Annotated in this window: 12 protein-coding genes; 1 reads left to right on the top strand and 11 read right to left on the bottom strand. The window is 39.6% G+C overall.

Going from position 1 to position 14294, the window contains the following annotated elements; all coding sequences use genetic code 11:
- Positions 1–5 precede the first annotated feature (5 nt).
- On the bottom strand, positions 6–3572 hold the full coding sequence (gene smc / locus P4V41_RS12435; RefSeq protein ID WP_328085242.1) for a chromosome segregation protein SMC: 3567 nt from the start codon (positions 3570–3572) through the stop codon (positions 6–8).
- 228 nt (positions 3573–3800) lie between these two features.
- Between smc and P4V41_RS12440 the strand changes: the two genes are divergently transcribed.
- Positions 3801–4025 (top strand): DUF1128 domain-containing protein, encoded by a 225-nt coding sequence (locus P4V41_RS12440; RefSeq protein ID WP_328085244.1) that lies wholly within the window; start codon positions 3801–3803, stop codon positions 4023–4025.
- Positions 4026–4075: 50 nt separating this feature from the next.
- Here the strand turns inward: P4V41_RS12440 and rnc are convergent, their stop codons facing one another.
- From rnc to P4V41_RS12490, 10 genes are all read right to left on the bottom strand, one after another.
- Entirely contained in the window at positions 4076–4786 is a 711-nt protein-coding gene (gene rnc / locus P4V41_RS12445; RefSeq protein ID WP_328085326.1) for a ribonuclease III, read from the bottom strand.
- Positions 4787–4969: 183 nt separating this feature from the next.
- Positions 4970–5203 carry an acyl carrier protein gene (gene acpP / locus P4V41_RS12450; RefSeq protein ID WP_066240701.1) on the bottom strand — a complete coding sequence of 78 codons (234 nt, stop codon included), beginning with the start codon at positions 5201–5203 and terminating at the stop codon, positions 4970–4972.
- A 280-nt stretch (positions 5204–5483) separates the two neighbouring features.
- Entirely contained in the window at positions 5484–6224 is a 741-nt protein-coding gene (gene fabG / locus P4V41_RS12455) for a 3-oxoacyl-[acyl-carrier-protein] reductase (RefSeq protein ID WP_328085247.1), read from the bottom strand.
- Positions 6217–7167 carry an ACP S-malonyltransferase gene (fabD, locus tag P4V41_RS12460; RefSeq protein WP_328085249.1) on the bottom strand — a complete coding sequence of 317 codons (951 nt, stop codon included), beginning with the start codon at positions 7165–7167 and terminating at the stop codon, positions 6217–6219. Before fabD ends, fabG begins: the two co-directional genes overlap by 8 nt.
- A 3-nt stretch (positions 7168–7170) precedes the next feature.
- Positions 7171–8169, bottom strand: a complete 999-nt coding sequence (plsX, locus tag P4V41_RS12465) for a phosphate acyltransferase PlsX (protein ID WP_328085251.1) — start codon at positions 8167–8169, stop codon at positions 7171–7173.
- Between the two features lie 6 nt (positions 8170–8175).
- Entirely contained in the window at positions 8176–8748 is a 573-nt protein-coding gene (gene fapR, locus P4V41_RS12470; protein ID WP_328085253.1) for a transcription factor FapR, read from the bottom strand.
- Between the two features lie 170 nt (positions 8749–8918).
- Positions 8919–10955, bottom strand: coding sequence for an ATP-dependent DNA helicase RecG (recG, locus tag P4V41_RS12475; protein ID WP_328085255.1), 2037 nt, complete (start codon positions 10953–10955; stop codon positions 8919–8921).
- Between the two features lie 2 nt (positions 10956–10957).
- Positions 10958–11845 carry an L-serine ammonia-lyase, iron-sulfur-dependent, subunit alpha gene (sdaAA, locus tag P4V41_RS12480; protein ID WP_328085257.1) on the bottom strand — a complete coding sequence of 296 codons (888 nt, stop codon included), beginning with the start codon at positions 11843–11845 and terminating at the stop codon, positions 10958–10960.
- Between the two features lie 12 nt (positions 11846–11857).
- Entirely contained in the window at positions 11858–12520 is a 663-nt protein-coding gene (gene sdaAB / locus P4V41_RS12485) for an L-serine ammonia-lyase, iron-sulfur-dependent subunit beta (protein WP_328085259.1), read from the bottom strand.
- Between the two features lie 96 nt (positions 12521–12616).
- On the bottom strand, positions 12617–14293 hold the full coding sequence (locus tag P4V41_RS12490; protein WP_328085261.1) for a DAK2 domain-containing protein: 1677 nt from the start codon (positions 14291–14293) through the stop codon (positions 12617–12619).
- Position 14294 lies beyond the last annotated feature (1 nt).

Consider the following 14294-nt stretch of genomic DNA (forward strand, 5'->3'; position numbering starts at 1 on the left):
CCTCCCTATGATGTTACAAGTTCTTTTGTTTCTTCAAGTCTTACAGAAACAAGCTTTGAGACACCAGACTCCTGCATGGTAACTCCATAAAGTACATCCGCTTCTTCCATCGTACCTTTACGATGAGTAACAACGATAAATTGTGTCTCTTTACTAAATGCTCGCAAAAATTTAGCAAAACGATTTACGTTCGCGTCATCTAGCGCTGCTTCAACTTCGTCTAAAATACAGAACGGAACTGGCCTTACTTTTAGAATTGCAAATAATAACGCAATAGCTGTTAAAGCACGCTCTCCACCAGATAACAGACCTAATTGCTGCAGCTTCTTGCCAGGTGGCTGCGCCATAATATCTACACCTGTTAAAAGCATATCATCAGGCTGCGTTAAAACGAGATCCGCTCGACCACCACCAAACAATTCTTTAAAAATAACACCAAAGTGTGAACGAATAGAAGTAAATGTCTCTTCAAAGCGATTCTTCATCTCTTCGTCCATTTCAGAGATCACACCATAAAGAGTATCCTTAGCTTCTGTTAGGTCGTTTCTTTGTTCAGTAAGAAAATCAAAGCGCTGGCTCACTCTGTCGTATTCTTCGATCGCTCCAATATTTACAGAACCGAGCTCTTCGATCGCCATTTTAATTAGCTTTACTTTTCGTTTTGCATCTTGAAGTGGTACCTCTAATCGATGCTTTAGCTTTGCCCCTTCATATGAAAGTTCATATTCTTCTCTAAGATGCGTTAGCCTTGATTCTAATTCAACGTCAAGACGATTAATACTAACTTCTTCTGTTCTAAGTCCGTCATGAAGTTGTTTATATTGCCTTTTTGCCTCTTTTAGTCCGATTTCCATACTTTCGATCGATCGGAAGGAATCCGTTCTTTCTTTTCTTCGTTCTGCAATTAATTTCAACGCATTATTCTTTTCATGTCTTCTCTGTTGAATTTGTTCGTCAAGAGAATCTTCACCAGAAGAGCTTGAGTTCATCTCTTCCTCAAGAAGCCAGTAATCTTCTTCTGTTTCTTTACTTTTAGCTTCCATTTCGTAAAAATCTTCTTGAAATCTTAAGCACTTCTCACGTTGATTGGCAACCTGCTGTTCGAGTTCAGCTGCTTTAATCTTTAAACGTGTAAGTGCTTCTCTAATTTCTTCTTTAGAGCTCTGATTGTTCTTCTTTTTCTCTGTAAGGTCAGCAATCGTTTTTTCAAGTTCATTCCCAGATTCAAATGCAAGATCAAGTTTTTTCTGAAGATCAGTTAGACGAGTATCTGCAGCAGACCTTTCAGATTCATAGGAATTCTTTTCGCGATCATACAGCTGAAGCCTGTCATTTACACTTTTTTCTTCCATCTCAACTTCACGTAATGAAGACTTTAACTCTTGTTCCTGTTCTCTTAAGAATTCACCTTCTGCTTGAAGCGATTCGAGGACTTCTTTCTTCTTAATTACTTTAGATCGTAATTCACTTACTTTTGCCTCTAGTTGAAGTGTTTGTTTCTCCATGGTCGCCACTTTGTCTGTAAGAGAATCAATCTCTCTTTGTCTGCTCAATAGAGAGTTGCTTTTTTGTTTCAGACTTCCTCCAGACATTGAACCTCCTGGAGACACCACATCTCCTTCAAGAGTAACAATTCGGTAACGGTAGTTCACTTGCTTTGCGATTTTGTTCGCACCTACTAAATCTTTTGCTATGATAATATTTCCCAAAAGATTGCCTACAATGTTTTGATATTTAGGATCAAACGTAACAAGATTCGCAGCAACCCCAACAAAAGCATCAATAGCGCTTGCCTGGTGTGCATCTGTACTAGAAATCTGTCGCGGTTTAATCACATTCAATGGTAGAAAAGTTGCTCTTCCTGCTCTCGTTTGCTTCAAAAATTGAATGGCTTTCATGGCATTTTGTTCATGATCTACAACAATATGCTGCATAGAAGCGCCTAGAGCCGTTTCGATAGCGGTTTCAACATCAGAAGGTACTGATAAAAGCTCAGCTACTGCTCCTTCAATACCAGAGAGCTTTGTATCTTTCGCTTTTAAAACCTCTTTAACGCCTTGCATGAAACCTGCGTATTCGTCTTGCATCGATTCTAGCATCTCTTTTTTGGATTTGAACTGCTGAATAAACTGATACGCTTGATACAATTTATCTTGAAGTGTTCTCGTTTCCTGATCCTCGATCGAGATCTCTGATTTTAATGTTTGATATTCTTCTTGTTTTGATTTCAATTCTGTTTCAACTGCTTGATAGGCAGCTTCCGCGTTCTTTCTTGTCTCTTTTAATGCTTCTCTTTGTTCCAAGTATTTTGTATTCTCTTCATCTAAACGAGTGCTTTTGGAGCTCTGCTGTCTAGCCTGATCCTCTAGATAACGCATCTCGTTCTTAATTGTTGTTTGTTCGTTCAATCGCTCGAAATAATCACTTTTTAATTTTTCAAGTTCTGCTTCAACGTCCATCTCGAGAACAGACAATCGTTCTTCCTCGTCTTTCAATTGCTTTTTTATGCTTTTTAATTGCTTTTCTTTGCCCTGCAACGCATCTTTTTCAACAGAAAGCTGTTTTCCCAACTCTTCCTTTTTTGCTTTGTAGAGCTGAATTTGTTCTAATAGCGACGTCTTATTTTGATCGTAATTCTTTTTACGTTCTTTTAAAACTTCTTTCTTACCTTCTAACTTTTCCAATGTCTCACTTGCTAAAAGAAGAGCATTTTGCAGTTCGTCGATTGATTCATCCATCGCTTGCATATCAAGTCTTGCTCTTTCAATTTTGGTTTCACCTTGTTTCACTCGTACTGAAAGAATTCCTTCTTGCTTCTCTAACTCTGAAACAAGTTCTTTTTGCTTTTCCCATCGTATGTGCAAGTCTTCGATCTCTTGAACAAGAACAGCCGTTTCAACGACCTCTAGCTCTTCCTTCTTCTCAAGATAGTCTCTTGCAATGGAAGCTTGGATTTTGAGAGGCTCTACTTGACCTTCTAATTCGTGAAGAATATCTTCAACACGATTCAGGTTTTCTTGCGTTTCAGTGAGTTTCGCCTCCGCCTTTTGCTTTCGAGTCTTATACTTTAATACACCGGCAGCTTCTTCAAAAATCTTTCTGCGCTCATCAGATTTGCTGCTTAAAATTTCTTCTACCCGACCTTGTCCGATTATAGAGAAAGCTTCTCGTCCGAGTCCTGAATCCATAAAAAGCTCTACGATATCTTTTAATCGACACTGTTGTTTATTGATTAAGTATTCACTGTCTCCTGAACGATAAACTCTACGTGTGATCGATATTTCACTGTAATCAAGCGTCAGATGCTGATCCTCGTTATCTAGCGTAAGTGTAACTTCAGCCACGTTTAATTGTTTACGGTTATCACTACCTGCGAAGATGATGTCTTCCATCTTAGAGCCGCGCAAAGACTTCGCTGACTGTTCACCAAGCACCCAGCGTACAGCATCTGAAATATTACTTTTACCACTTCCGTTCGGGCCAACTACTGCTGTAACCCCTTGTACAAATTCAACTTGTATCCGCTCTGCAAATGATTTAAATCCTGCTACATCAATTCGTTTGAGGAACATCATTAAATCCCCCTTTATTTCTCACATTATGCTTTCCCGTTTTTATAATTTCGGGCGCTCTATTTAAATTGCTTATGTATTGTATTCTTTAACCTTTATATTTTATCATAGATTCACTCATACATAGTCACAAAGATTGCAGTGTGCTAAAATGAAATGTGTTTAACCTTAATATATGCATTGAGTAAATTCTCACATAAAGTTATGTGGATAAAAAAGGAGCCTCCTATGGACTTGACGAATCAAAATCATGAGAACTTATCATTTATGATTGAAGGATTAAAAAAGAAACTGCAACTAGTTAACAGCGGCCTCATTCAACCAGAAGATTATGAACTCTCAAAGTACGAAGACATTAAAGAACTGTATGATATGGTCATGAAGATGCCCTCATTCAGTATTCGAGACATGGAAGGCATCGTTGAAGAACTTGCATCTCTTAAAACAAAGTAACAGAAACCCCCTCACACGGCTTATTGCCTAATGTTAAGGGGGTTTTTTGTTTAGCTCTTTTTAGTAACTCTCTCTATCGCTTCTTGTGCTGCATGCTGTTCAGCTTCTTTCTTGGATCTCCCATATCCAATTCCGAAACTCGCTTCATTCAGTCTTACCTCTGACACAAACTCTCGATTGTGTGCCGGTCCTTTTTCTTGAATGATTCGATAGTCGATATGACCTAATCCTTCACGCTGTACATATTCTTGTAACTGACTTTTAAAATCCATCACATGAGAAAAAGCACCTTCGTTTATTCGTGGTACCACATACTGATTTAAAAACTCTTTTACTTTTTCGAGTCCTTGATCTAGATATAGCGCTCCAATAAATGCCTCAAAAACATCTGCTAAAAGAGCTGGTCTTGATCTTCCTCCAGTATTCTCTTCACCTTTTCCCAATAAAACAAAGTCACCAAAGTGTAGGTCGTTTGCAAAAAGAACTAACGACGGCTCACATACGATCGCTGCTCTAAGTTTCGTAAGCTCACCTTCACTCATATTAGTAAACTTGCTGTATAAATATTGAGATATGGTCAATTCAAGAACGGCATCACCTAGAAATTCGAGTCTTTCATTATCTTCAAACGTTCTTCCTCGATGCTCATTCACATATGATGAATGCGTAAATGCTTGAGCTAACAATTTTTCATTCTGAAACTTAATGTTTAAACGCTCTTGTATAGGGGCTACTTTTTGAATGCGCACCTTATCATCCATGCCCTTTTTGGAAGCAGATTTAAACCGATTTTTTACCGTTTTCTTTTGAGTTGATTGTTGTTTTGAACCTTTCATAAACTTCCTCCAAAAATCTCGTAAAAGGGCTATTTTGTTATTGTTTTTTTCCTGCTAAAAAGGGAAGAAAGCCCCGCTGTATCGCACGGGACTTTATCCGTCTTACACTTATTGTTTGCTGTTTATGTAATTTACAACGTCACCAACAGTTGCAATTTTCTCAGCATCTTCGTCAGAAATTTCTAATTCGAACTCATCTTCAAGTTCCATTACTAGTTCAACTACATCAAGAGAGTCAGCACCTAGATCTTCTTTAAAGGAAGCTTCTGGCTTAACCTCAGATGCATCAACACCTAAACGGTCCACAACAATCTTTGAAACTCTATCTAAAACATCTGCCATTTTGTGTGTCACCTCCTTTCAATAGTATATTCTTTTTCCCATTAAAAAACTAGAGGGATTTATAGTCATTGAAGGTTATTTTGGAACGATTGCAGCATTTCAAGGACTTTAAGAAGGCATCATTGACAGGTTGATTGTAGTGTCATGCGCGAGAAACCTAAGTACGTTAAGCACCGCGGTGGCTCACCGTCCGCTCCCCGGAAAGAAGAGCGCCTGAAACGGAAATCAACCACTATCAAGTTCAACATATGGAAACAGCCTCGTTTAAAGTCTATCTTTACTACATCACCATTCCTCCGTCGACATGGAGTGTTTGGCCAGTGATATATGAACTTGCATCACTTGCTAAGAATGCTGCTGCCGATGCGATATCATCAGGCTGTCCAAAACGCGCAAGTGGAATGTTTCGAAGCATATCAGACTTGATTCCTTCTTCTAATTTTCCAGTCATATCCGTCTCGATAAAACCTGGTGCTATCGCATTAACCGTGATTCCTCTTGAAGAAAGTTCTTTTGCAGCTGTTTTTGTTAAACCGATTACCCCTGCTTTTGCAGCTACATAGTTAGCTTGACCTGCGTTTCCAGAAACACCAACAATAGATGCAATATTAATGATGCGACCTTTTCTTTGTTTCATCATCTGTCTTGTTACAGCTTTTGTGGTCAGGAAGACTCCTTTAAGATTTGTATTAATTACAGCATCCCAGTCTTCTTCTTTCATTCTCATCAGAAGGTTATCTCTAGTTATTCCAGCATTGTTTACAAGAACGTCAAGACTTCCAAACTCTTCAACAACCGTTTTTACCATGTTCGTAACATCATCTGAAGAGGAGATATCCGCTTTAATCGCAAAAGCAGTACCGCCGTTCTCTTTAATCTCATTCACGACTTCATTTGCTCTTTCTTCACTGCCAGAATAATTAACCGCTACTTTGGCACCATTTCTTGCAAAATATAAAGCAATCGCTCGTCCGATCCCACGAGATGCACCTGTTACTAAAACTGATTTGTCATTAAGCATCCACAGACTCTCCTTTTAGTTTTTCTACGGCCATGTTAATTGTTTCTAGATCACTCACTGCCATTACATTAGCTCTTCTGTTTACCTTTTTAACTAATCCTGATAGTACTTTTCCTGGTCCGATTTCAACAAACGTATCAACACCTAAATCCATTAACTCACGAACAGTTTCTTCCCAACGAACTGGTGAATACAATTGCTCGATTAACTTTCCTTTAATCTCTTCACTATTGGTAATAGCTTTCGCCGTTACATTAGCGATTACAGGTGTTTTTGCTTCATTTATCACTATTTGATTTAGAATTTCGTTGTATTTCTCTGCAGCAGGTTTCATAAGGGAGGAATGAAACGGTCCGCTCACCTGAAGTTGAATCACTTTCGCTCCTTCTTCTTTAGCAAGAGCACTAGCTTTTTCAACTCCTCCAACCGTACCAGAAATAACGATCTGCCCTGGACAATTAAGATTAGCGATTTGCACGCTCTCTTCTCCGTTCGAGACTTCTCTCGTTATTGCTTCTAATCGTTCTTGATCAAATCCAATAATGGCTGCCATCGTTCCTACACCTGCAGGAACTGCTTCTTCCATGAGCAACCCTCTATTTCTAACCGCGTAAACAGCATCTTCAAAAGAAAGGCTGCCTGCTGCAACAAGTGCAGAATATTCACCAAGGCTATGCCCTGCCACATAATCAGCCTGAATTCCACGCTCTTTTAACAGTTCAAGAACAGCTGTTGAAACTGTTAATAATGCTGGCTGTGTATTTTCTGTTCTCTTAAGTACTTCTTCCGGTCCTTCAAGAATAATATCAGAAAGCTTTAAAGCAAGTTTTTCATCAGCTTTGTCAAAAATAGCTTTTGCTGATGCCTCCTGAGATACTAGCTCTTTACCCATTCCTACTACTTGAGAGCCTTGTCCTGGAAAAAGAAAAGCGATTTTCCCCATTTCTTACTCCTCCTTGTTATCTTGGGATTGTACATGATTTTGAATCGTAGGTACCACGTTTTTCTCTATCATGCTTTTTGTTTGTCTGATTGCATTCAACATCGCATTGGCATTTGAAGAACCATGCGCTTTAATAACAGGTGCTGCAAGTCCGAATAAACCAGCCCCACCATACTCTGTATAGTCAAGTTTATCTTTAATGCCTCTTAATTTAGGCTTTAATACACCAGCTGCAAGTTTAGAAGTTAGACTTGAAGTTAGCTGTTCCTTAATCATCGAAAACATGCTCATAGCTGTACCTTCAATAGACTTTAGGACCAGGTTTCCAGCAAAACCATCACAAACAACTACATCTGCTGCTCCCATTAAGAGGTCTCTCGCTTCAACGTTACCGACAAAATTAATATCAGCTTCCTGTAAGAGAGGAAATGCAGCCTTAGTTAGACCGTTTCCTTTTTCACTTTCTGTTCCAACGTTTAACAATCCTACACGCGGCTTTTCGATGCCTCTAACTTCCCTCCAATACACAGAACCCATCAGTGCATATTGTAATAGGTGCTCAGGCTTAGCATCCATATTGGCACCTACATCTAAGAACAAAAACCCGTCCCCATTTAACGTCGGAAGTGTCGGAGCAAGTGCTGGACGATCAATGCCTTTTATACGACCAACATAAAACAACCCACTCGCCATCAATGCTCCTGTGTTACCCGCAGAAATATACGCATCAGCTTTTCCTGATTTGACTTCATTTGCTGCGATTACCATCGAGGCATTCTTTTTACGGCGAACAGCTCGAACTGGCTCCTCTGATGTTTCGATCACTTCATCGGTATGAATGATCGTAAAATCGTGCTTTCCAGGTAAATATTTTGCGATTTGATTTTGATCTCCAACTAACATAATTGATAGCTCTGGATATTGCTCTTTCGCTAGTATTGCGCCTTTAACGATCTCTTCTGGTGCATTGTCGCCGCCCATTGCATCTATTGCGATATTCATGTTGCTTTAACTTCCTTCCTTCGTATCTTGTGCGGATCTATACATTGTAAATTCACCTTTAAAAACAGGCTCATTCTCTACATAACTGTTTACTTCTACGATGGTTCGCTCTTGACTCGTCTCTTTGACTTTGGCTTTTGCAACCACTCTCTCACCAACTCTAACAGGACGAGAAAACCGAATATTAGCTTTTGCCGTTAAAGCTAGTTCATCATTTATTATCGCCACCGCTAGTGAATTCGCCTGAGCAAAAACGTGATGACCTCTTGCAATCTTGTTACGAGAAAAAACGTGTTCTTCTTTTATGTCTAAAATAGAAATGGCTGATTCATCTAACTGAAGGTCAATGATTTCTCCGATGACCTCTTCAAGCGGCAGCGCTTTTACATCATCCAGTTTTGTTTCAGCGACAGACTTTATTCTTTCTCTTAGCTCTGGAATGGAAAGTTCCAAGCGGTCAAGCCTAATTGTCTGTACACTAACACTGAATTTTTCTGCCAATTCTTCATCTGTTATAAAAGGGGTTAACTTAATCGTTTCCCTTAACAGCTCTTGTCTCTCTTTTTTTGATTTTTTCATAGTTTCTTCCTTCTTCCATACAAAGGTCTCATATATGAGAAAGATAGCAAGTGAAGATGCAGTGCGTAGAAAAGCAGGTAACGCCATTACAGCGTACCTGCTATATATCTTTCTGCTATTAAGAGCTGGTACTAATAGTAGTATATAGTATCAATCCTCTTCTTTCAAGATTAATCTAGTCTTTCTTTATCGAGCACACCTTGTCTTGTTAAAACTTCTCTAATCGACCGATACGTTTCGTCACTCCAGAACTCTTCTGATTGAACGAGTTTAGCCGCATCATTTCTAGCTGTTTCTAGAATCCGATAATCATGCACGAGGTCCGCTACTTTAAAGTTCGGAACCCCACTTTGCTTATTCCCAAAAAAATCACCTGGCCCCCGAAGCTCAAGATCTTTTTCTGAAAGCTCGAATCCGTTTGTTGTTTCTGTCATAATCCTCATTCGTTCTTGACCTTCTTCAGATTTCGGATCTGCGATGAGTACACAATAAGATTGTTCGTTACCACGGCCAACTCGCCCTCTTAACTGGTGTAGTTGAGAAAGCCCAAATCGTTCTGCATCATATATGACCATAATGGTAGCGTTTGGAACATTTACCCCGACTTCTACTACTGTCGTAGATACTAGGATTTGACATTCATTTGCTGCAAACTTTCTCATCACTTCATCTTTTTCAGTCGAATGCAGTCTTCCATGCATCAAACCTACTTGATAAGTATGAAAGTAAGCACTTAGTTGAGCATGAACGTCTATAGCATTCTGAACATCTACCTTTTCTGATTCTTCGATTAATGGACAGATAACATAGGCTTGTCTGCCAGATTCAATTTCTTTTTTTATGAAATCAAGAACACGTTCAAGCATTCCGTGTTTAGCCCAATGAGTGATAATCGGCTTTCTTCCTGCAGGCATTACATCAATAGTTGAAACATCCATGTCTCCAAACGCTGATATAGCAAGTGTTCGGGGGATAGGAGTCGCCGTCATAAAGAGTACATCCGGACTCTCACCTTTCTCCCTTAACACCCTCCTTTGGTTAACACCAAAACGATGCTGCTCATCAGTAATCACTAGCCCGAGACTATTAAAATCAACTTCTTCTTGAATAAGAGCGTGTGTACCAACCATGATCTGTATCTCCCCTTGCTTTAAAAGGGTTAATGTTTCCTTACGCACTTTCCCTTTAACAGAAGACGTTAAAAGAGCTACTGTTATTCCGAATGGAGCAAAAAGCTCTTTTAATGATTGAAAATGCTGTTCAGCAAGTATTTCTGTCGGTACCATCAATGCACCTTGTCTGTTCGCCGTAACCGCAGCATATAAAGCTACAGCCGCGACCACTGTTTTACCAGAGCCAACATCGCCTTGAAGCAACCTGTTCATTCGGCTTGTATCTGATAGATCTTTTAATATCTCATCTACTACCCTCTTCTGTGCTTCGGTTAGTTGAAACGGTAGGGAACGAATGAACTTGTCTACTTGGTCACGATCAAACTTCAAAGCAGCTCCTTTAGATTGCTGTCTGTTCCATTTCCTAAAGATCTGCATCTTTAATTGGAAATACAACAGTTCTTCATAAGCAAGCCTTCTTCTTCCTGACTTTAATGCTCTAAAATCTTCAGGAAAATGCATCATCCTAAGAGCTGATTCTCGATCAGGAAGTCGATAAGATTCACGGATTTTCTGTGGAAGAGGATCCTCTATCTGGCCAGAAAATTGCCGAAATGCCGAATCTATAATCTTACGCATCGTTTTTCCATACAGTGAGCCTTTGACCGAATAAACCGGTTCAATTTTATGGTCTTCACTGAATGTTCCAAAATGAACATCGCTTACAGTTAACGTCATTTTATTTCGATCCCATTTACCTGTTACGGTAAGTGTTTGGCCGAGAATAATCTGATTCTTTAAGAAGGGACGATTGAAGATTGTAGCTGTGATCAAATATTTTCCGATCAACATCCTAAATGTTAATCGTGATTTTTTCTTCGGAAAATAACGCAGAGAAGGTTCAGAATGAACCTTCCCTTCAATCGTTGCTTTTTCATCATGTGCAATCTCCGCGAGATCTTTCTTTTGGTAATCTTCATACCGATAAGGTAAATATTCTAAAAGATCCTCTACAGAATGAATACCCATGCTAGCTAGCTCTTCAGCTTTCTTCTCTCCAATTCCATTTACAGTTGTTATGGATTGATTCAGCATCGTTATTTCTCGTTCAGCGGTATGCCAAAGATTTTTGCTTCAAGCTCTCTTCCTGTTGGTGTAGCAGCTAGGCCCCCAAGTGCAGTTTCACGAAGAGCAGAAGGCATAGATAGACCTATCTTGTACATAGCATCAATCACTTCATCACATGGTATACGGCTAACGATTCCAGCAAGTGCCATGTCCGCTGCGACGATTGCATTGCTTGCACCCATCGCGTTTCTTTTTACACAAGGTACTTCAACTAAGCCCGCAACAGGATCACAAACGAGTCCTAGCATGTTCTTTAGTGCAATCGCCATCGCTTCGGCTGATTGCGATGGAGACCCTCCAGCAAGTTCGACGATCGCCGCTGCCGCCATTCCTGTAGCAGAGCCTACTTCGGCTTGGCATCCACCTGCTGCTCCAGAAATTGAAGCGTTGTTTGCGACAACAAAACCAAATGCTCCAGCAGCGAATAGGTATTCGATCATCTGTTCTCGAGTAGGATTTAATTTTTCTTTTAACGCAAACAGAGTACCAGGAACGACACCTGCAGATCCTGCGGTAGGTGTAGCACAGATGGTCCCCATCGCCGCGTTCACTTCATTCGTTGCCATCGCTTTACTTACAGCATCAAGCATCAGTGCGCCAGATAGAGACTTTCCAGATTTAATATAGTTCTGTAGGAGCTTTCCATCTCCGCCTGTTAGACCAGAATGGGATTTCACATCTTCAGTAATTCCCCGCATAACTGCTTCTTCCATCACTCTCAAATTTCGATCCATGAACCCTAGAACTTCTTCTCTTGAACGTCCAGTTACATCCATCTCTTGCTGAATCATAATCTCTGAGATCTTACATTTTTTTGATTCTGCTAATTCTATTAATTCAGCTACATTACGAAACATACTTCTCACCTCTTAATCGTGTATCTTTACTACTTGTTGAACAATCGGGAGAGAATTTAGTTCGTTTATGATGATCTCATCAGCATTTTGATCGATCTCAATAACCATCAATGCTTCTTTCCCTTTTTCTTTTCGTGAAACTTCCATATGACCAATATTGATCTCATGCTTTGCCAAAATATTTGCCACTCCTGCTATCGCTCCATATTTATCATTATGAACGATTAAGAGAGCTGGATGATTTCCTGATAATCGTAGTGCAAATCCATTCAGTTCTGTAATCTCAATTTTACCGCCACCGATTGAAATTCCAACAACTTCGATTCTTTCATTCTCATCCCCAATAATGACTCGAGCTGTATTTGGATGGTCTGTTATGGCATCCTCAGCAGTCATCGTGACCTCGATACCTTCTTGCTTCGCTATTGTAAGCGCATCCACAATTCGAGTATCAAACGTGTCATAATCTAGAATTCCGCCAACAATCGCTACATCTGTACCGTGACCACGATAGGTTTTAGCAAAAGAACCATAGAATGAGATTGTTGCGTATTTAGGTTTTCTACCAAAGAGGCTTCTCGCTACCCGTCCGATTCGTGCAGCGCCAGCTGTATGTGAACTAGAAGGTCCTATCATAATGGGACCTATAATATCAAATACACTTTTATATTTCATGACGTTCTCCTTCAAGTTGCGTTTTTTCCCAATAAAATAAGTATTCCCTCTTAACTTTATCACACTTTAAGTTAAAGAGAGAATACTTTTCATTTTTTACTCTACTGATAAGATGAATGAATAGATCGGCTGCTTACCATTATGAATTTCAGCTTCCGCATCGGGATACTTTTCTTCAATAAATTCAGCAAGTTCCTGCGCTTCTTCTTCAGAGCTATCTTCACCATAAATGATCGTAACGATCTCTGAATCTTCATCAAGCATATTTGAGAGTAGTTCTTTCGTAACTTCTTGTTTATCTGTCTTAGAAGTTAGAATTTTCCCCTCTGAAATCCCCATAAAATCACCTTTTGCAATTTCAACACCATCGATGGATGTATCACGAACTGCATAAGTGACTTGACCTGATTTAACAGATGAAATGGCTTCGTTCATCTTCTTTTCGTTCTCTGCCATATCTGCAGAAGGATTGAAAGCTAGAATAGATGCGATACCTTGTGGCACAGTTTTTGTGCGGATGATAACTACTTCTTCATCAACAACACTTGCAGCTTGTTCTGATGCCATGATGATATTGCTATTGTTCGGAAGGATGAACACTTTCTCAGCGTTGACCTCAGCAATTGCTTTTACAATATCTTCAGTACTAGGGTTCATTGTTTGTCCACCTTGGATCACTGATGCACCCATTGATGAAAACATCTCTTCGATTCCTTCACCCATTGCAACCGTAACGATACCATATTCCTTTTTCTTCTCAGGAATTGATTGTGAGTACGAAGGGATAACTTCATTCTCACTCTCTAGAATCGCTGAGTGTTGCTCACGCATGTTTTCAATCTTAATGTTGATCAAACTTCCGTAACGGTGTGCAAGTGTTAGCATGTTACCTGGTTGTTCTGTATGGATGTGAACCTTTACTACATCTTCATCAGCTACAACAAGCAAAGAATCACCATGTTGACTTAACTCATTACGGAAATTAATTTCATCGAATGGATTCGCTTTGATCTTTTTATCTTCGAACCTTACCATGAATTCTGTACAATATCCGAAATGGATATCTTCAGTCTTCATGTGCATCTGTGCTTTATGATGCTCAGCGTTAACAAGTTCGCCCATCGAAGGAGCGTTAACAGATACTTTTGGCAGCTCTTTGCCTTCAAGTACCGCTAAGAACCCTTCATAAACAGTAACTAACCCTTGTCCACCAGAATCAACAACACCAACTTCTTTTAAAACCGGGAGTAGATCAGGAGTACGGTTTAAGGAAGCTTTTGATTCTTTAACAAGCTCTTTCATAATGTATAGAATATCGTCTGATTTTTTAGCTTCTTTAACTGCTTTTTTTGCAGCATCTTTAGCTACAGTTAAAATCGTACCTTCTACTGGCTTCATTACGGCTTTATAAGCAGTTTCTACACCTTTATCAAATGCGTTGGCAAACTCGGCAGCATTAATCGTCTCTTTTCCTTCGATTGATTTAGAGAATCCTCTAAACAACTGTGAAAGAATAACACCAGAGTTTCCACGCGCTCCCATCAATAAGCCTTTAGCAAAAGCACTGGCAACAGCGCCGATTTGATTGGAAGTGTTCTTTTCTACTTCTTTTGCACCAGAAGTAATCGTTAAATTCATATTTGTTCCTGTATCACCATCTGGTACAGGAAAAACATTAAGTGCGTCGACCATTGCTGCATTTCTTGTTAAGTTTGAAGCACCCTCGAGTACCATTTTTGAAAACTTTTTTCCATCTAATACTTTTAAAGACACA

Source organism: Fictibacillus nanhaiensis (genome assembly GCF_036213205.1).
Taxonomy (GTDB): Bacteria; Bacillota; Bacilli; order Bacillales; family Fictibacillaceae; genus Fictibacillus; species Fictibacillus nanhaiensis_E.

Coding starts and splice junctions, on each gene's coding strand:
- recG (WP_328085255.1), bottom strand. CDS start 10,955: ATGCTGAATCAATCCATAACAACTGTAAATGGAATTGGAGAGAAGAAA.
- fabD (WP_328085249.1), bottom strand. CDS start 7,167: ATGGGGAAAATCGCTTTTCTTTTTCCAGGACAAGGCTCTCAAGTAGTA.
- sdaAA (WP_328085257.1), bottom strand. CDS start 11,845: ATGTTTCGTAATGTAGCTGAATTAATAGAATTAGCAGAATCAAAAAAA.
- smc (WP_328085242.1), bottom strand. CDS start 3,572: ATGTTCCTCAAACGAATTGATGTAGCAGGATTTAAATCATTTGCAGAG.
- fabG (WP_328085247.1), bottom strand. CDS start 6,224: ATGCTTAATGACAAATCAGTTTTAGTAACAGGTGCATCTCGTGGGATC.
- sdaAB (WP_328085259.1), bottom strand. CDS start 12,520: ATGAAATATAAAAGTGTATTTGATATTATAGGTCCCATTATGATAGGA.
- rnc (WP_328085326.1), bottom strand. CDS start 4,786: ATGGATGATAAGGTGCGCATTCAAAAAGTAGCCCCTATACAAGAGCGT.
- plsX (WP_328085251.1), bottom strand. CDS start 8,169: ATGAATATCGCAATAGATGCAATGGGCGGCGACAATGCACCAGAAGAG.
- P4V41_RS12440 (WP_328085244.1), top strand. CDS start 3,801: ATGGACTTGACGAATCAAAATCATGAGAACTTATCATTTATGATTGAA.
- fapR (WP_328085253.1), bottom strand. CDS start 8,748: ATGAAAAAATCAAAAAAAGAGAGACAAGAGCTGTTAAGGGAAACGATT.
- acpP (WP_066240701.1), bottom strand. CDS start 5,203: ATGGCAGATGTTTTAGATAGAGTTTCAAAGATTGTTGTGGACCGTTTA.